Raw genomic sequence first — 17,214 nt, 5'->3', positions numbered from 1 at the left:
ACTTAGTGAACAGCATAAAGCAGGCCAATTTATTTAACCCATAAAATTCAGCCACTTAAAAATTTCAATATCCCAAATTGGACTTGGTGGTTCAATTTGGAGCACCAAGTCCAGTGCAATTGAACTTAATTGGTGCATATTTGTGCAAATGGGTTTATAGCGACGAAAACTCCACGTAAACTAAGCGCCTGATCACGGAAATTCCGGTAAAGAAGAGACAAGTAGTGAGTAAATCTGAAGGTCAAACAAATACGAAATCAGCGAGAGCATTTAGCCCGACCACGCAAAAGCGAAGAGAAAAAGCGTTATTAGAAAAGCGTACTCGCATTATGGATGCTGCCCTTTCCTTGTTCTCAAAGAACGGCGTGAGTGGTACCACTGTAGAGCAAGTATCGGAACTAGCGAATGTCTCAAAAAGTAATTTACTGTATTACTTTAAAAGTAAAGAGGGTTTGTACTTATCGGTTATTACCCACCTTTTAGATGTATGGTTAACGCCCCTTCAGAGCTTTTCAGCAGAACAAGACCCTATAGAAACCCTGAGCGACTACATTAAAGTAAAACTTGAAATGTCGAGGGACAATCCAGCTGAATCTAAGCTTTTTTGTATGGAGGTGGTACAAGGTGCCCCTCTTTTAATAAAGGAATTAGAAACGCCGCTCAAAACACTGCTGGACGCGAAAAGCGCCGTCATTATCGAATGGATTGAAGCGGGTAAGCTAAAGCCTGTTGACCCTATACACTTGATATTCAGCATTTGGGCCATTACTCAGCATTACGCCGATTTCAGCGTGCAGATCAAAGCCGTAACCGGTAAAGATTTAAGCGATCCCGCTTTCTTCGAGAGCACGCTAAGCAACATTCAGCACATTATTTTAGGCGGGCTAAAGCCAGCGTAATACTTGATGCATGAGTTGCCACGGGCGTGGAATAAATTTGAGGGAGGGTCTTTTGGCGCTCTCGCATGTGGAGCGCATTAACCGCTCTTACAATGGTAATAGTGACGAACTTTCTTTCAAAAAACCTTCCAGTCGCTCGACCTGGGTAATTGCCACGCCCCCGTAGCGCTTTTCAATCAACTTTAAATCATACAGCTTCGTTAATGATTTATGTGCGGTAAGTACGGTAACGCCCAATCTTTCAGCATAATCGCTTTGCCTTAACGGTATAAAGACGTGCTTAGAGGTAAGATACGATTGATAAATTAGCTTAGCTAACTGGACGTGAGTGGGTAAGCGTCGAATATCATCCAACCTTTCCAGCGCCGAGTGAAGCTTTATTGCCAGTGACCGGGTGATGAATTCAGCAATCGCTGGATGTTGGCTTGTCAGAGAACGAAAAGCAGGTTCAGGTATTTGTAATACCTTACATTCCGTTAGCGCTTCAGCGTGATGCGTTCTTGCAAGTGATGCATACAATGTGAACTCGCCAAACGTATCTCCTCGTTGCAATACAGTAGTAATTTGATAACTGCCGTCCAGGCCATAATTACCAATCTTTACTTCTCCTGATACCACAACAGACAGCCCTTTGTTTTTACTTCCCCTATCGTGAATTGTCGAGGTAGCCGCATAGGTTCTTAGCGTTCCAAAAGGCAAACAAAGCTCGACGTAGTCGTCAGGCATAATGGTTTGCTGCTTGCCGTGAATGTAAGACATGACATTCAAATCTATACAAGTATATATTCTTGCATGTTAACGCAATGTAAATTCACTCTCAACAATCTCTTGGTGGGAGTCATTACAATGGGTTATCAATGGGCAATTTTAGCGGTTTTTATTATGTTTGCTTTGCTAGAAGCGAAGAATGGTAAGCTATTTAAAAAAGCGACAGAAGTAAGCGATGATGGAAAAGTAGAGCTGATAGGTACGTTACTCTTATTTATTGTAACTCAGCCACTGGTTCTATTTTGTTCTGCAACAATGATGGCACTAGCATTTCCCCAATATCAGGGAATACTTGTAGATTCCCCTATTCTCTTGCACATAGCGCTACTTTTGATTTTCGATGACATGATGCAATATTGGTGGCATAGGCTTTCACATTCCACCCGATTTCTTTACAACTTACATAGAGCCCACCATAACGCTAAGTACATGAGCGTTCGCATTATTTACAGAAATAACTTTTTCTATTACCTGTTTATGCCTTCGCTATGGTTTTCCGGTGCACTAATTTACCTAGGATTGGGTTGGACCTATGCCTTTTACTTGGTGATTAAACTTACCGTTATCACTGGCGCCCACGCGGAGTGGAAATGGGATAAGAGACTTTACAATATTCGGAGGTTACATCCTGTGGCCTGGGTAATTGAACGCACCATATCAACGCCTTCAACACATAGTGCGCATCACGGATTAAAAGCCGATGACGGCGTGACCAACTATAAAGGTAATTATGGAAACCTGTTGTTCTTTTGGGATGTGCTATTTGGTACCGCTAAGATCACCAGGCAGTATCCTGCGCAATACGGTATTGAGGGGATGTTTTACGCCAACTGGAAAGAACAGCTTATTTGGCCGCTTTATAAAACACCGCGAAAGCCTAGAGTAGTGCGAAGTCCATCGACGAAAGTGAACGACGCTAGCCAACCTTTGATACCGAACACAAAACAAATACCTACGGGTGAAACAATTGAAAGTAAAGCTTAGCGCATTGATACGCAGCAAGTGGGTTCGTGCTAGACTAGGGTCTTAATTTAGAACAAGCAGCGGCACTTTATGAATCAGCAACCTAATAATCCCTTACATGGCTTAACGCTAGAGAAAATCGTCACGCAACTTCACGAGCGTTACGGATGGGATGGATTGTATTACCGCATCAAAGTGAACTGCTTTAATAACGATCCTTCGATTAAATCGTCACTTAAGTTTCTTAGAAAAACCCAATGGGCGCGAGATAAAGTAGAGCAGCTTTATATACAGACGTTTAGTAATAATGCCTCAAATGGTGAATCTTAAAGCCATTTGAGCTGCAAAAGCTTGAAACCGGTTTCCACTAAAACGATTCAAGTTGGTCTGAGCCGCTTGGGACATTAGACAAATAAACCAAGCATTAGTACGAGAAAAAGCCCAATAAAACCTATTAGGGTTGCCATACACGTCCAAGACACAAACGTGTCTTTCACAGAAATATCAAAATAACGGTTTACGATCCAAAACCCCGTATCGTTCACGTGAGACATGGCCGTAGCGCCTGCCGCTATTGCAATTGTCATCAGGGCGAGTACTGATGGTGAAAACGCCAGTTCCTGCACTACAGGGCCCATTAAACCAGCAGCCGTTAACATGGCCACCGTAGCCGAGCCCTGAATAATTCTGACTGAAATTGCGATAAGAAACCCGGCTGCCAATGGTGGGAGCGGCGATAATGCGACAACATCGGCGAAGGCCTGCCCCGCCCCAGAATCGATGAGCACTTGTTTAAACATGCCACCCGCGCCTGTCACCAGTATGACTAGGGCAACCGGTTCTAACCCTCTTGATGCAATGTTTCTAATTTGTTCGCTTGATAAGCCTTGCTTCTTCCCTAGCACTTTAAAACAAGCAATGGTTGCAATGGTCAGGGCGATAAAGGGATGCCCAATAAATAGCAACGCCTCCTTCAAGACACCTTCGGAAAGCGTAAACTTTGCCAACGTACCCACCAGAATAGCCACTAGCGGAAATGTCAGTAGCGCCGCAACTGAACCAAAGCTGGGGAGTTCCTTTGGCTTTTTATGTGAAGCTTCAATGATATGGTTTGGGACAGGTACGTGCAGGCGTTTCGCTAAAAATGTTGCGTAAATTGGGCCGGCTAAACAGGCGCAAGGAATACCAACGATAAAGCCGAACAAAATGACTAAGCCGATATCCGCCCCTAAAATTGAAGCTACCGCTACAGGTCCTGGTGTTGGAGGAATAAAAGCGTGAGTGACAGCGAGTCCTGCTGTGAGCGGGATTCCGTAATAAATAAGCGACTTTCCTGATTTCTTTGCTAACGAATAAATAAGAGGCATTAATATGATAAGCCCCACTTCAAAGAAGACAGGTATAGCAACAAGAAACCCCGTTAACACAACAGCCCACTGACTATTCTTATCACCAAATTTATTGTTGATAGTTTGCGAAAGCCTATCAATGCCGCCGGATTCTTCTAAGAATTGCCCGAACATAGCACCAAGACCAACAATGGTCGCTACAAATCCCAGCGTGTTGCCCATGCCTGACTGCATGGAAGCCAGTACGTCGGCCGCTTGCATTCCCGTACCCAGGCCAACAAACGCTGCTGCCACAAGGATAGCGATAAAAGCATGAACTTTTCTAACTACAACTAAATATGTGAGAAGCACAATGCTACAAATGGCGACAAAAAGAAGGGAAAAAGTATCGGTCATACGTGCTCTCTGGTACCTGTTAGTGACATTGTCTTCATGTCGACGAAGCCATAATACGGAAATCACCCGCTACCTTTACAAGCTAAGTTGAAAAACCCAGCCAATGTTAAATATTTATTAATACAAGATAGCTATCTGGTAACACTATTATAATCACCCCTTGAACGCAACCGGTTTCCAAACTAATATTTATGAGTAAGATGGAGACCAAATAACTCGCTCTTGATGTACTCCTGAATTTTAATGTGAGAGATAAGCTTATGACCCATTGCCATGTATTTTTCGTTTCGGGAGTTTCAGGGACGGGAAAATCGACATTGAGCCAGCATTTAGCCCAACGTTTTGACATGCCTTTCGAAGAAGGAGATCGTTACCATAGCGAGGCAAACGTAGAGAAAATGTCTTCAGGTATACCACTGCAGGATGCAGACAGATGGGAGTGGTTAATTACGTTAAACATGATTGCCAAGCAACACATTCACGCCGGCCGGAACGTGGTTATAAGCTGTTCAGCGCTGCGCTCAGCCTATCGTGACGTGCTAACCAAAGATATCGCGCCTCACTGCCACTTTATTTACCTTCATGCGTCACAGTCTGTGCTTAGTGCGCGATTAAAACAACGGGAGCATTTTTTTAACGGTGATGCTATGCTCGAAAGCCAGTTTGCAGCCTTAGAGCTGCCTTCTAAAGACAACGCATTCATTATTGATGTTACACAAACTTTCGAGTGTGTTTCTCAGCAGGCGGAAGACTTTATACGCCCTTTGATATCGAATTAAACATCACGACATTAACACTCACTTCCGCGCGGATTAGCGGACCTAGCAGCACATAAAAAGATCGAAGAATGAGTAAGGTAAAAAAGTCACGCACAAAAATATCAGACGTAGCCAATCATTTGGGGGTTCACAAAACTACCGTATCTCGTGCGCTTAATAATTCTAGTGGCATCTCTAAATCACTCGCCCTTAAGATCAAAAATGCAGCGCGAGAGCTAAACTATATTCCGAACCGCGCCGCCCAGTCATTATGCTCAGACAATAATAGAACCATCGCGTTATTGCTTCCGTCTTTTGGAAACAATGTGTTTAACGATGTGATGTTAGGCGTAAAGGCCGTTGCCGACAAAGCCAATTATGCACTGATGATTGGCGACTCGACCTATACCGAGCTTGGCGAGGAGCGTACTGTCGAATCTTACATTCAACAAAACGTGAGTGGATTCATTCTTACTTCCACGCGCCACACTGAAGAAACGAGAAAAATGCTGCTAGCCACAGGGACGCCTGTGGCCGAAATTATGGATATTTCTAATGAGCCTTTTGATATTAACTACGGGGTAAATAACGAATTAGCAGCCCAGTCTATGACCCAGCATCTTATCGACAAAGGGCGCCGCAACATTGCTTTTTGCTCATTGTATTTAGATTGGCGTGCAATATTGAGAAAGCAGGGCTGGGCAACCGCACTGGACAATGCTGAGTTGTCCGCCGAGCGATATGTTTCCTCTAGAGCCGACGCCACATTTCAAGCTGGTGCTGAGCTTCTTTCAGAAACACTGCATAAATGGCCGGACACTGATGCGCTATTTTTTGTGAGTGACGAGCTTGCTGCTGGCGCGGTGATGGAATGTAATAGACGAGGTATCAAACCTGGCAAGGATATCGATATCTGCGGTTTCAACGACCTGAGTTTTGCGCGCTCAATTTACCCTGCCCTAACAACCGTATCAGTCCCGCGCCGTAAGATGGCAGAAATGGCAGCTGAATCATTGATATCGCTAATAGAGGGCGAAGACGTTGAACAAGCGAGCCAAGTTTTACCCTTTGAGCTTAAAATACGAGAAACCGCATAGTAGACGTTTGGCAGCTTTAGCCCCTAGACTTGGTGCTCGAAAACCTGCGCTTCCTAACCTATTGCCTTTGAAGTTTGTGCTCAAAAATCCAGTGATAGAGTCATTTTAACGAAATTGCAGGGTCGTAAAGAAAACTCCCCTGCACACTCGCTCGATATTAAAGTGTAACCAATACTATTTAGGCATCAGTATAGAGTGTAGTTATCCACTTCTCTTCATTGATGAAATTCCAGCTCCAGTCGGCCCACTTATCGTCTAAGCCCATCGCTTTAACTTCATCGAGGGTTTTGCCGTCTTGCTTAAGTGCCTTAACGTAGCTGAACGTTTCAGAGATCATAGCTAAAAATGCGCTGTATTCTTGCTTATTACTGATGTCGCCGTGGCCAGGAATAATAACGGTTTCATCGTCTATTTTAGCAAGCAGCTGTTTTACTGAGTCCATATAGCCTTCCACATTACCGCCAGCACCTTGGTCGATGTAGGGAAAGCGACCATTAAAGAACAAGTCGCCGGTGTGCATAACGTTGGGTTGCTCGAACCACACTACGCTATCGCCGTCGGTGTGGCCTACCGCTAAGTGCATGACGTGAAGGGTTTCACCATTGAAGTAAATTTTTATGCCGTCTTCATAGGTGATAGTTGGCAGCGCTTCCGGTTTTATCTTTTCATCGTTAGCTAGGCGAACACGCACATTTTCGTGCGCCAGAATGGTCGCGCCTTTATGGCTGTGGAAAAACGCATTAGAGCCTGTGTGATCGCCGTGATAGTGCGTGTTTATCACATACTTTGGCTTGTCACTCCCGAGCTCACCAAGCTGGGCCGCTATCTTTTCTGCAAGCGGCGCAAATTGATCGTCGATGATCAAAACACCGTCTTCCCCAGCAGATACGCCGATATTTCCACCTGCACCTGTAAGCATGTGCACTGAGCCTTTTATCGCTGTCGCTTTAACTTCGACATCGGCAAATCTATCTTGTGCATTTGCGGGATTAATCGTTGAATAAACCAAAGGGCTCGCAGCAATAAACGCAGCCAAAATGTGTGCGCTAAAACGAGGTGCAGTTTTCATTATTATTTCCTTGTAAGAAGCCTGTTTATTAAAGACCTCTTACACTATGACCTAATTTCACAATTAGATCATTTTTTCATCATCTGGAATATTGCCAACATAGGCAAAACGGGGGAGTGTTTCTCCGTCTTTTTCAACCAACTCAACAAACATATCTAGTGGACGAACCCAAAGCGCTTTTTCGCCGTAGCATGGGCGGTATACCACTAGCTTACTTTCATCTTCTGAATGCGTCGCCACTTCGTATACATCGTATAAATTACCTTTGTAATGTTTGTAGCGACCTGGGGTTTTAAGTTCTTTCGAGTCCATAACGTCCTTCATTTAAGTGGAAAAAAATAGTAAGGGTTAGCCAATCGCTTTCATTTGCCAAAGATTAAATGGTCTTAGAAACTAAACTCTGTGGGATTGGCCTTTTATCGGGTAATACAAAAGCGTCAGTCTATCGCAGAGTATCAGTGCGTTAAGTATAACAAGTGGTTAGATTGAGGCTACTGCATGTTAGTACTTAAAAAGTACTGAGCTTATTGGCTAAATCGGTTCAAAAGGCAACACCAATTGCTGTGTTGATTGGTCGGCAGCAAGGCCTATGTGAACGCCAACAAGACGAATACCCCGCCCTGTTGCTCGTTCAAAGGCTTCCTGCATTAACGTGCGAAAATACGCTTCATCAAGCGTGGCACAGCGGTGTTCTACCGTGGTTAGTTGGAAGTCGTTAAACTTAAGCTTAACGCCCTGCGTGCGAATACGTACAGGCTTACCCGTTCGCTTCTTGTGATTTTCCATTCGCTCTTGAAGCTTTTCAAATAAATGTGGCAAAAAGTCTATACATTGCTCGAAGGTGTGAATGTCTTCGCTTAGCGTGCGCTCTACGCCGATAGACTTTCGCTCACGAGATACCGATAGTTCACGCTCATCAATACCGTGAGCTCGCTCCCACAGCACACTGCCAAATTTACCCAGCTCTTTTTGAATGCGCTCAAAAGGGTATTGGCGAACATCGTCGCAGGTATTAAGCCCCATACGCTGAAGCTTTTGCATGGTGACTTTGCCTACGCCCGGTATTTTCTTTAGTGGCATTTCGCGTACAAACTCATCGAGCTTATCAGGAGTAATAACACAAATTCCATCGGGCTTATTTTCATCGCTCGCCACTTTTGCCACAAACTTACAAGGCGCAACACCTGCTGAAGCTGTAAACCCAAGTTCATTTTTAATGCGCTCGCGTATTTCTTCGGCAATTAACGTGGCGCTGCCACCGCAAAATTCACTATTAGTCACGTCTAGGTAGGCTTCATCTAATGATAAAGGCTCAATGAGGTCGGTATAATCAGCAAATATCTTACGTATTTTTTGCGACTCGGCAGCGTACACATCCATGCGCCCTTTTACGAGGGTCAAGTTTGGGCATAGCTTTAAAGCATACGCTGTAGCCATAGCTGAGCGCACACCAAATTTACGGGCGGGATAGTTACAGGTAGAAATAACCCCTCGACGGTCGGCACTGCCGCCTATCGCAATGGGAATATCGCGCAAGGCTGGGTTGTCGCGCATTTCAACTGCGGCGTAAAAACAATCCATGTCGACGTGGATAATTTTTCGCATTACCTGCCTTTGACCTTAACGTGTTCACACTAAACTGTACAAAAAGACAGTATATTATCAATAGCGTTTAATTACACTATGTCGTTGTCGATTCTTGATAAGATTGATGCCTCACACGCATGATTCAAGGCAATGTTGAACAGGAATTAATACAAATAAGCCCATTAATAACGCTTACTTTTACTTAGGCGTAATTGCGAGTGTGAGACGATCCGGCTATATTGTAAGTAATTTACTTACAGGGTTTGTCATATGGCTAGAACAATTACATTTCAACCAAGTAGAAGTATGAGCGAATTTATCGAAGCGATGGTAAGTTCAGGCAATTATAACAATCAAAGCGAGGTAATTCGCGCTGCATTGAGACTGCTTCAAGAACAAGACGCATCGTCAAAGTTAAATGCGCTGAGGCTCTTGATTGAAGAAGGAGAACAAAGTGAAGACGACATTAATTTTTCAATGGACTCTCTTAAGAAACGGCTAGATAGTAGATAGTGACTAAATTCCGCGTTTCAAAAGCTGCTGCCAATGATCTATATGAGATCGGTGTTTATACCGAAGAGTACTGGGGCAAGGAGCAACGCAATAATTATTTAGATGACCTTGAGTCAAGATTTATCGAGCTTGCAAACGATGCCAACTCGGCGTTAGCTATACCGAGAAATGATATAAAATGGGGGTGTTTTTCTAGCTATGTGAATAAACATATGATCGTTTTTAGAAAGTTCAAATACGGTATCAGAATAATTAGGGTTCTTCATCAATCAATGGATATCGTTCGGCAACTTCAATAGAACTCAACGTTAACGAGCTAGATAGATATACTCACAGAACAAAAAAGCGCTGTCGATTAGTATCAAACAGCGCTTTTAAACCTTAAACCAACGAGGGGTTAAGCATTACAAAATTTGGTTCTGCTTCCACTCGTTTAGTTTTTTCTGGCGGGCTTCTTCTTTTTCCATGCGCGACTTTTTACGGTCACACGGTTCTGGACAGTCACAGGCCTTTTCTATGCCTAGTGCACCTAAGCCACCACAGCTTCCAGAGATTGATTTTTTCTGAAAAAGGTAACCTACAGCCATAGCCAGTACCATTGTTAGAAAGAAACCAAAAGCAAGAATGAATGTAGACATTGCTACCCCCTAATTATGAACTGTGACCAGTTTATCAAATTCTGGCGATGCATACTCTTCAAATCCGTCTTCTGTGCGACGAATGAGGAATACAGCGAGTTGTTCTTGCTCAGCAACCGCTATCGCTTGTTCCCATCCCATTACATTAAACGCCGTAGCCAAACCATCAGACGTCATTGAAGAAGGATGAATTACCGTAACCGAAACCAGGTTATGTGAGATAGGTTTGCCCGTTGTGGGGTCGATTAGATGCGAATAACGAACGCCGTCTTCTTCGTAATAGTTGCGATAGTCACCTGATGTAGCAACCGCGTTTTCTCCTATTGAGACAACTTTTTGAACAGCACGTTCAGTGGTAACTGGCTTTTCAATGGCAATCAGCCACTCACTGCCGTCGCCTCGTTCACCTTTCACACGCATTTCACCACCTATTTCTACAAGGTAGTTTTCAATGTTGTGGTTTTCAAGGATCTCCGCCACTTCATCAACGCCAAAACCTTTTGCAATAGTCGACAGGTCGACATAAAGCATTGGGTGACTTTTCTTCAAGCCTGTAGGCGTGGTTGACAGCTTCTTATAACCCACATATTCGCGAATATCGTCGATGTCTGTCTGGCTTGGTACTTTTTCAGGGCGCTTAGTTGGTCCAAACCCCCATAAATTAACCAATGGGCCAACGGTAACATCAAGTACTCCGCCACTAAGGTTAGCCAAGCGTAATGCCTCGTTAACCACAGTTAGCGTATCTGGCGATACGGCGAAATTGTCGGTGTAGCGATATTGATTGAACCTTGATAGTTCTGACGTTGGGTCGTAAGTAGACATCATCTTGTTAACCTCAACAAGACGGGCATCTATTTCAGCTTGTAAGCCTTCTACCGGTGTCTCCGCTACAAGGTACTTAACATTGTAGGTTGTGCCCATTGTCTGCCCTTGCAGGTGTACTACAGGCGTTTTTTCGTCGCTACAGCTTGCGAGAAGTAGAATACCTACCGCAACAAAGGCGAGGAAAATTCGAATAGCAAATCGAATCACGATGTTGTCCTTAGCTAATATGCACATTATTCAATCGCTATTATGTGCATTCTGCGTTTTGCTTCAACGAAAAAGGGGCTTACGCCCCTTTTAATATGCTTAATAACTTTTAAGCGAGTAGCTCTTAAATTAAACGCCTAGCCACCGAAGTCATCTAGCATGATGTTTTCGTCCTCAACACCTAAATCTTTAAGCATGTTGATTACGGCCGCGTTCATCATAGGTGGGCCACACATGTAGAACTCACAGTCTTCTGGTGCAGGGTGATCTTTCAAGTAGTTCTCAAGAAGTACTTGGTGGATAAACCCAGTGTAACCTTCCCAGTTGTCCTCTGGCTGAGGATCAGAAAGTGCTACATGCCACTCAAAGTTATCGTTTTCTGCTGCTAGCTCGTCGAAGTCTTCTGTATAGAACATTTCACGAAGTGAACGTGCACCGTACCAGAAGCTCATCTTACGCTTAGACTTAAGGCGACGAAGCTGATCGAAGATGTGAGAACGCATTGGGGCCATACCTGCACCACCACCTACGAATACCATTTCGTTTTCAGTTTCTTTCGCGAAGAATTCACCGAATGGACCAGAGATAGTCGCTTTGTCACCTTCTTTCAGGCTCCAAATGTACGATGACATTTTACCAGCAGGTAGGCTTAGGTTATTAGGTGGCGGCGTAGCGATACGCACGTTCAACATAATAATGCCTTCTTCTTCTGGGTAGTTCGCCATTGAGTAAGCACGAATAGTCTCTTCGTCTACTTTAGACTCGATGTCGAAGAAGCCAAAACGCTCCCAGTCACCGCGGTATTCTTCAGGAATATCGAACTCTTTGTACTTAACGTGGTGCGCTGGCGCTTCAATCTGAATATAACCACCTGCACGGAAAGGTACACTTTCACCGTTTGGAATTTTAAGCTTAAGTTCTTTGATGAAGGTTGCTTTGTTATCATTAGAGATAACTTCACAATCCCACTTCTTAACACCAAATACCGACTCTTCCAGCTCAATTTCCATGTCTTGCTTAATAGCAACCTGACATGAAAGACGGCAGCCTTCGCGCGCTTCACCTTTGGTGATGTGGTCTAGTTCAGTTGGCAGGATTTCACCGCCACCTGAGTGTACATCTACACGACACTGGCCACACGAGCCACCGCCGCCACACGCAGACGATACGAAGTAACCTGCGTCAGCTAGTGCACCAAGTAGTTTGCCACCCGGTGCAGTTTTGATTGCCTTGTCTGGGTCACCATTGATAGTGATAGTTACATCACCACTTGGTACCAATTTAGACTTGGCAAACATAATGATAAATACTAGCGCCAATACGATGGCAATAAACATGCCGACGCCAAGAAATATTTCTACGTTATTCATTTATATGCTCCCGAGCTCTATTACAGCTGAATACCAGTGAATGACTGGAAGCCAAGTGCCATTAGGCCAGCGATCATGAATACAGAACCAAGACCACGAACACCATCAGGCATATCAGCATACTTCAGCTTTTCACGTACTGCCGCTAGCAATACAATTGCTAGTGCCCAGCCCATACCACTACCAACGCCGTAAACGATGCTTTCAGTGAAGTTGTATTCACGCTGTACCGCAAACGCCACACCACCGAAGATTGCACAGTTAACGGTAATTAGCGGAAGGAAGATACCTAGTGCGTTGTAAAGCGCAGGGAAGAACTTGTCTAAGCTCATCTCTAGAATCTGTACCAACGCCGCGATAACACCGATAAACGTTAGGAAGTTAAGGAAGCTTAGGTCAGCTTCTGGGAAACCTGCCCATGCTAGTGCGCCTGGAGCAAGAATGTTTACATAAATAACTTGGTTAACGGGTACAGAGATACCTAGTACCACGATAACTGCAACACCAAGACCCATAGCAGTTTTAACTTTCTTAGATACCGCTAGGAATGTACACATACCTAAGAAAAGTGATAACGCCATGTTCTCAACGAAAATTGAGCGAACAAATAACGACAAATAATGTTCCATGACTTACTCCTTAGGCTCTACTTGCTCTGGACGGATAGTACGGATAAACCAAATCATACCGCCGATTAAGAAGAATGAGCTGAATGGTAGGATTAACAAACCGTTACCCTGATACCAGCCACCGTTTTGAACCAGTGGAAGGATTTCGAAACCTAAAATAGTACCGAAACCAAATAGCTCTTTAATTGTACCAATAACAATTAGAATGAAAGAGTAACCCAAGCCGTTACCAATACCATCAAGGAAGCTCATCAGAGGTGGGCTCTTCATGGCGTAAGCTTCAGCACGACCCATTACGATACAGTTAGTAATAATCAGACCAACGAATACCGACAGCTGCTTCGATATTTCATACGAATACGCTTTCAGAATTTGGTCAACAACGATTACCAACGACGCAATGATAGTCATCTGGATAATAATTCGAACGCTAGATGGGATCTGGTTACGAATTAGTGAAATAAACAAGTTTGAGAACGCTACAACGCTTGTAAGCGCAAGCGACATTACCAATGCTGTTTCCAGCTTAGTGGTAATTGCCAGTGCTGAACAGATACCCAACACCTGTAGGGCGATCGGGTTGTTGTCCAGGATTGGCCCAAAGAGGGCCTTTTTCATTTCTTTAGTATCTGCCATGAGACTTCCCTTATGAACGCCATGCTTGGTTCTTCAGGAACTGGCCGAAGCCTTGCTCGCCTACCCAGTAACGAATAGTGTTTTCAACACCGTTGCTGGTTAGGGTTGCACCTGAAAGCGCATCGATAGTGTGAGGATTGCTAGGGTTAGCATTTTTCACTACGCGAATAGCAACTTCGCCATTCTCGTAAAGCTCTTTGCCGTCCCATTTGTCCTGCCAAGCAGGGTTTTGCACTTCACCACCTAGTCCTGGCGTTTCTTTTTGCTGATAGTAAATAAGCTCGCGAACCGTTTGGCCGTCTGCGTCTACCGCTAAGAAACCGTACATAAGATCCCAAAGGCCGCTGCCGTGAACAGGAAGGATGATACGAGATACATCACCTGCGTCGTCGCGAACTAAGTAAACACTTGCCACGTTAGGGCGGCGTTGGAAACCAACATTGCTGTTAGTTACCTTTGTGCTGTACTCAGTTTCTTTGGCTGCTTTATACATATCGTAATCTGGCTTAGGCGCTTCTACGAAAGTACCTTCGTCAAGATTAACAAAACGCTGTTCTACTCGCTCGCTGTACGTGCTTTCAATTGCGCTATTGCTCATGCCCATTTCATAAAGGCCTGCAGCATTAAGAATGTTGCTCTTTTTATCTAGAGCTGCGTTTGTTTGTTGTAGAGAGCGAAGGCCAACAGCCGCACCAGAAACAACAATTGAACAAACTAAACATACGGCAACAACAATACCTACCGTTTTGCCTAAAGATTCTTTCTTAGCCGACACGTGCTACCCTCCGCTTGATATTGCTTTGTGCGACGAAATAGTCGAACAGTGGCGCCCACAAGTTAGCAAATAGAATTGCTAGCATTACACCTTCAGGGAAGGCTGGGTTTAGGACGCGGATTAGTACCGTCATGAAACCAATGAAGATACCGTAAGCCCACTTACCTTGGTTTGTGAATGACGCAGAAACTGGGTCTGTCGCCATAAAGAACATACCAAAAGCAAGACCACCAACAACAAAGTGCCAATGAGCAGGCATTGCAAACATAGGGTTCGTATCGCTGCCGATTAGGTTTAGCAAGGTTGCGAAGAACGCCACACCAATTGCTACACCAGCAACAATGCGCCAGCTTGCTATACGCATGTACATGATGAACAAGCCACCAAGAATAATAGCAAGGGTAGACACCTCACCCGCTGAACCTGAGATAGTACCGATGAAGCTGTTCATCCACTGATCCATGTTCGCGTAATCAAGGTTGCCTGAAGCCGCTTGGCTTAGAGACGTTGCACCAGAATAACCATCTGCCGCTACCCATACTTGGTCACCTGAAATTTGCGCAGGATACGCAAAGTAAAGGAATGCACGACCAGACAATGCTGGATTAAGGAAGTTACGACCTGTACCACCGAATACTTCTTTAGCAATTACAACACCGAAGGTAATACCTAGTGCAACTTGCCATAGAGGAATAGTAGCTGGAAGTGTTAGTGCGAATAGTACCGATGTAACGAAGAAACCTTCGTTAACTTCGTGCTTGCGCACAGACGCGAACAATACTTCCCAGAAACCACCTACCGCGAACGTTACCGCGTAGATTGGCAGCCAGAAACATGCGCCATAGAAGAATAGACCTAGTGTACCCGCATTTGCCAAGTCACCGCCAAGGGCAGCGAATAGGCCTGCTTGCCACGTATCAGGTAGTGTTCCTGCGCCAGCAGCAATTGCTTCTTGCGCTTGGAAACCAATGTTATACATACCAAAGAACATAGCTGGGAATGTTGCCATCCATACCATGATCATGATGCGCTTAAGGTCAATGCTGTCACGCACGTGCGTGTTAGCTTTATTTACTTTACCTGGGGTGTAGAAAATGGTCGCCGCAGCTTCGTAAAGCGCATACCACTTTTCATGCTTACCACCTGGTTCGAAGTTTGGTTCGATCTTTTCTAAATACGCTTTTAAACCCATGACTTAACCCTCTTTCTCTATCGTGGTCAAACAGTCGCGTAAGATAGGAGCGTAGTTGTATTTGCCAGGGCATACATAAGTACACAATGCCAAATCTTCTTCGTCCAACTCTAAGCAACCCAACGTCTGAGCACCGTCAGTATCACCAGAAATCAGGTCCCTAAGCAGAAGCGTAGGAATGATATCTAGGGGCATAACGCGTTCGTAATTACCAATTGGAACCATAGAACGTTCAGAACCATTGGTAGTTGTTGTCATATCAAATTTCTTGCCGCCACTTAGGTGACCTAAGTAAGCACGAGTCACTGAGTGTTGGTTTGAACCAGGTAGGATCCAACCGAACAATTTCTTCTCGCGACCTTCTTTTAGTAGTGAAACTTGGGTGTGGAAACGACCAAGGAAGCCGTGAACGCCCATCGCTGTCGTACCGCTAAGTACAGAACCAGAGATAACACGTACTTCACCGTCTACTTGCTCGTTAGCAGTAAGCTCGGTCAAGTCTGCGCCCATTACGGTGCGCACTAGGCGTGGGTTAGTTGCTGCAGGACCTGCAAGTGAAATAACACGACGGTTATCTAGCTCGCCAGAGGTCAGCAATGCACCAATTGCCATAACGTCTTGGTAGTTGATGTGCCAAACCGTTTTGTTCATGCCAGCAGAATCAAGGAAGTGGATGTGAGTACCCGGTAGGCCCGCAGGGTGAGGACCGCCAAATTCTTCAACATCAACTGCCGCATCGCCAGTAGCAACAGATGCACCTGCCGCTTTACAAACGTAAGTCTTGCCACCGCTCAATTGCGTTAATGCTTTAAGACCATTTACGAAATCGTCTTGGCGCTCAGCAATAATCACTGCAGGATCTGCTGCTAGTGGATTGGTATCCATTGCTGTAACGAAAATTGAACTTGGAACAGAGTCTAGCTTAGGAGATTTGCTAAATGGACGTGTACGGAACGCTGTCCACATGCCTGACTCTACAAGGATTGACTGAAGCTGCTCGCGTGAAGCGCTCGCGATCTGGTCAGCTGCAATTTTATCAAAAGTTACAGCATCGCTGCCGTTCACTTTGATAACTACAGACTGAAGAACACGTTTTGCACCACGGTTAACCTCTACCACTTCACCCGCTGCTGGGGCAGTGAATTTAACGCCAGGGTTCTTTTTGTCTTCAAAAAGCACCTGACCTTTCTTCACTACATCGCCAACTTGGACGTGCATGGTAGGGCGCATACCCACATATTCTTCTCCCAGAATGGCAACGCGCGTTGCAGCAGATGCATCAGCAATCTCCTGCTTTGGCGCTCCCTCAATTGGGAGGTCGAGACCTTTCTTGATTTTTATCATATGTAATCGCACTACTCTAATAGAAATACCCTTTTGCATGACCGCAGAAAACCTGCCTGTCAGCATGCAAAAACGCACTATTAACAGGTGTAGAACACCTTTTCGTTGTTGATTGATGGAACTTGCTGCAATTGCTACGGTCAGCCTGTTATGAAGCCGTAACGCATAATTCCTTTTGCGGACGCTTAATTCGCCC

20 protein-coding genes are annotated in these 17,214 nt (G+C 44.8%); 7 read left to right on the top strand and 13 right to left on the bottom strand.

The features are described 5' to 3' along the window. Positions 1-224 precede the first annotated feature (224 nt). Entirely contained in the window at positions 225-899 is a 675-nt protein-coding gene (rutR, locus tag MHM87_RS16190) for an HTH-type transcriptional regulator RutR (RefSeq protein ID WP_239260211.1), read from the top strand. An 87-nt stretch (positions 900-986) separates the two neighbouring features. On the opposite strand, the gene MHM87_RS16185 is transcribed toward rutR, so the two are convergent. Then, entirely contained in the window at positions 987-1,658 is a 672-nt protein-coding gene (locus tag MHM87_RS16185) for a Crp/Fnr family transcriptional regulator (protein WP_014977456.1), read from the bottom strand. Positions 1,659-1,745: 87 nt separating this feature from the next. Between MHM87_RS16185 and MHM87_RS16180 the strand changes: the two genes are divergently transcribed. Then, the gene (locus MHM87_RS16180) at positions 1,746-2,651 is read left to right on the top strand and encodes a sterol desaturase family protein (RefSeq protein ID WP_239220020.1); all 906 of its coding nucleotides are present in this window, start codon (positions 1,746-1,748) and stop codon (positions 2,649-2,651) included. A 69-nt stretch (positions 2,652-2,720) separates the two neighbouring features. Continuing rightward, on the top strand, positions 2,721-2,960 hold the full coding sequence (locus MHM87_RS16175; RefSeq protein ID WP_014950784.1) for a VF530 family protein: 240 nt from the start codon (positions 2,721-2,723) through the stop codon (positions 2,958-2,960). 74 nt (positions 2,961-3,034) lie between these two features. On the opposite strand, the gene MHM87_RS16170 is transcribed toward MHM87_RS16175, so the two are convergent. Beyond that, a complete protein-coding gene (locus tag MHM87_RS16170) occupies positions 3,035-4,375 on the bottom strand; it encodes a gluconate:H+ symporter (protein WP_014980360.1) in 1,341 nt (446 codons plus the stop codon). Positions 4,376-4,635: 260 nt separating this feature from the next. On the opposite strand from MHM87_RS16170, the gene MHM87_RS16165 reads away from it, so the two are divergent. Next, on the top strand, positions 4,636-5,154 hold the full coding sequence (locus MHM87_RS16165) for a gluconokinase (RefSeq protein WP_039216382.1): 519 nt from the start codon (positions 4,636-4,638) through the stop codon (positions 5,152-5,154). 68 nt (positions 5,155-5,222) lie between these two features. Continuing rightward, entirely contained in the window at positions 5,223-6,230 is a 1,008-nt protein-coding gene (locus MHM87_RS16160; protein ID WP_239260208.1) for a LacI family DNA-binding transcriptional regulator, read from the top strand. Positions 6,231-6,408: 178 nt separating this feature from the next. Here the strand turns inward: MHM87_RS16160 and MHM87_RS16155 are convergent, their stop codons facing one another. From MHM87_RS16155 to dinB, 3 genes are all read right to left on the bottom strand, one after another. Next, on the bottom strand, positions 6,409-7,299 hold the full coding sequence (locus MHM87_RS16155; protein ID WP_014950788.1) for an MBL fold metallo-hydrolase: 891 nt from the start codon (positions 7,297-7,299) through the stop codon (positions 6,409-6,411). Between the two features lie 63 nt (positions 7,300-7,362). Next, positions 7,363-7,611, bottom strand: coding sequence for a DUF1653 domain-containing protein (locus MHM87_RS16150; protein WP_168534390.1), 249 nt, complete (start codon positions 7,609-7,611; stop codon positions 7,363-7,365). A gap of 219 nt (positions 7,612-7,830) precedes the next feature. Continuing rightward, positions 7,831-8,904 (bottom strand): DNA polymerase IV, encoded by a 1,074-nt coding sequence (gene dinB, locus MHM87_RS16145; RefSeq protein WP_239260206.1) that lies wholly within the window; start codon positions 8,902-8,904, stop codon positions 7,831-7,833. A gap of 252 nt (positions 8,905-9,156) precedes the next feature. Between dinB and MHM87_RS16140 the strand changes: the two genes are divergently transcribed. Together MHM87_RS16140 and MHM87_RS16135 are read left to right on the top strand one after the other, a co-directional pair. Further along, positions 9,157-9,399: a type II toxin-antitoxin system ParD family antitoxin gene (locus MHM87_RS16140; RefSeq protein WP_044583775.1), complete on the top strand. Its 243-nt coding sequence runs from the start codon at positions 9,157-9,159 to the stop codon at positions 9,397-9,399. After that, a complete protein-coding gene (locus MHM87_RS16135; protein WP_014977463.1) occupies positions 9,399-9,698 on the top strand; it encodes a type II toxin-antitoxin system RelE/ParE family toxin in 300 nt (99 codons plus the stop codon). Before MHM87_RS16140 ends, MHM87_RS16135 begins: the two co-directional genes overlap by 1 nt. 105 nt (positions 9,699-9,803) lie before the next feature. Here MHM87_RS16135 and nqrM read toward each other — a convergent pair whose 3' ends face one another. The 8 genes from nqrM to MHM87_RS16095 form a co-directional block, all read right to left on the bottom strand. After that, positions 9,804-10,037 carry a (Na+)-NQR maturation NqrM gene (gene nqrM, locus MHM87_RS16130; RefSeq protein ID WP_014950791.1) on the bottom strand — a complete coding sequence of 78 codons (234 nt, stop codon included), beginning with the start codon at positions 10,035-10,037 and terminating at the stop codon, positions 9,804-9,806. 9 nt (positions 10,038-10,046) lie between these two features. Beyond that, positions 10,047-11,072: an FAD:protein FMN transferase gene (locus MHM87_RS16125; RefSeq protein WP_014950792.1), complete on the bottom strand. Its 1,026-nt coding sequence runs from the start codon at positions 11,070-11,072 to the stop codon at positions 10,047-10,049. 137 nt (positions 11,073-11,209) lie between these two features. Then, entirely contained in the window at positions 11,210-12,442 is a 1,233-nt protein-coding gene (nqrF, locus tag MHM87_RS16120) for an NADH:ubiquinone reductase (Na(+)-transporting) subunit F (RefSeq protein ID WP_014950793.1), read from the bottom strand. A gap of 20 nt (positions 12,443-12,462) precedes the next feature. Then, positions 12,463-13,071: an NADH:ubiquinone reductase (Na(+)-transporting) subunit E gene (gene nqrE, locus MHM87_RS16115; protein ID WP_014950794.1), complete on the bottom strand. Its 609-nt coding sequence runs from the start codon at positions 13,069-13,071 to the stop codon at positions 12,463-12,465. A gap of 3 nt (positions 13,072-13,074) precedes the next feature. After that, the gene (locus MHM87_RS16110; protein ID WP_014950795.1) at positions 13,075-13,707 is read right to left on the bottom strand and encodes an NADH:ubiquinone reductase (Na(+)-transporting) subunit D; all 633 of its coding nucleotides are present in this window, start codon (positions 13,705-13,707) and stop codon (positions 13,075-13,077) included. Positions 13,708-13,717: 10 nt separating this feature from the next. Next, the gene (locus MHM87_RS16105; protein ID WP_014950796.1) at positions 13,718-14,482 is read right to left on the bottom strand and encodes a Na(+)-translocating NADH-quinone reductase subunit C; all 765 of its coding nucleotides are present in this window, start codon (positions 14,480-14,482) and stop codon (positions 13,718-13,720) included. Then, entirely contained in the window at positions 14,472-15,674 is a 1,203-nt protein-coding gene (locus MHM87_RS16100) for an NADH:ubiquinone reductase (Na(+)-transporting) subunit B (RefSeq protein WP_014950797.1), read from the bottom strand. The genes MHM87_RS16105 and MHM87_RS16100 overlap by 11 nt, the downstream gene beginning before the upstream one ends. 3 nt (positions 15,675-15,677) lie before the next feature. Then, entirely contained in the window at positions 15,678-17,018 is a 1,341-nt protein-coding gene (locus tag MHM87_RS16095) for a Na(+)-translocating NADH-quinone reductase subunit A (protein ID WP_239260163.1), read from the bottom strand. Positions 17,019-17,214: the final 196 nt, after the last annotated feature.

This window comes from Alteromonas sp. Cnat3-28 (assembly GCF_022348265.1).
GTDB classification, from domain to species: Bacteria; Pseudomonadota; Gammaproteobacteria; order Enterobacterales; family Alteromonadaceae; genus Alteromonas; species Alteromonas macleodii.
The sequence above is the reverse complement of the archived record's forward strand: the minus strand, read 5'-3'. Positions and strand labels throughout refer to the sequence as shown.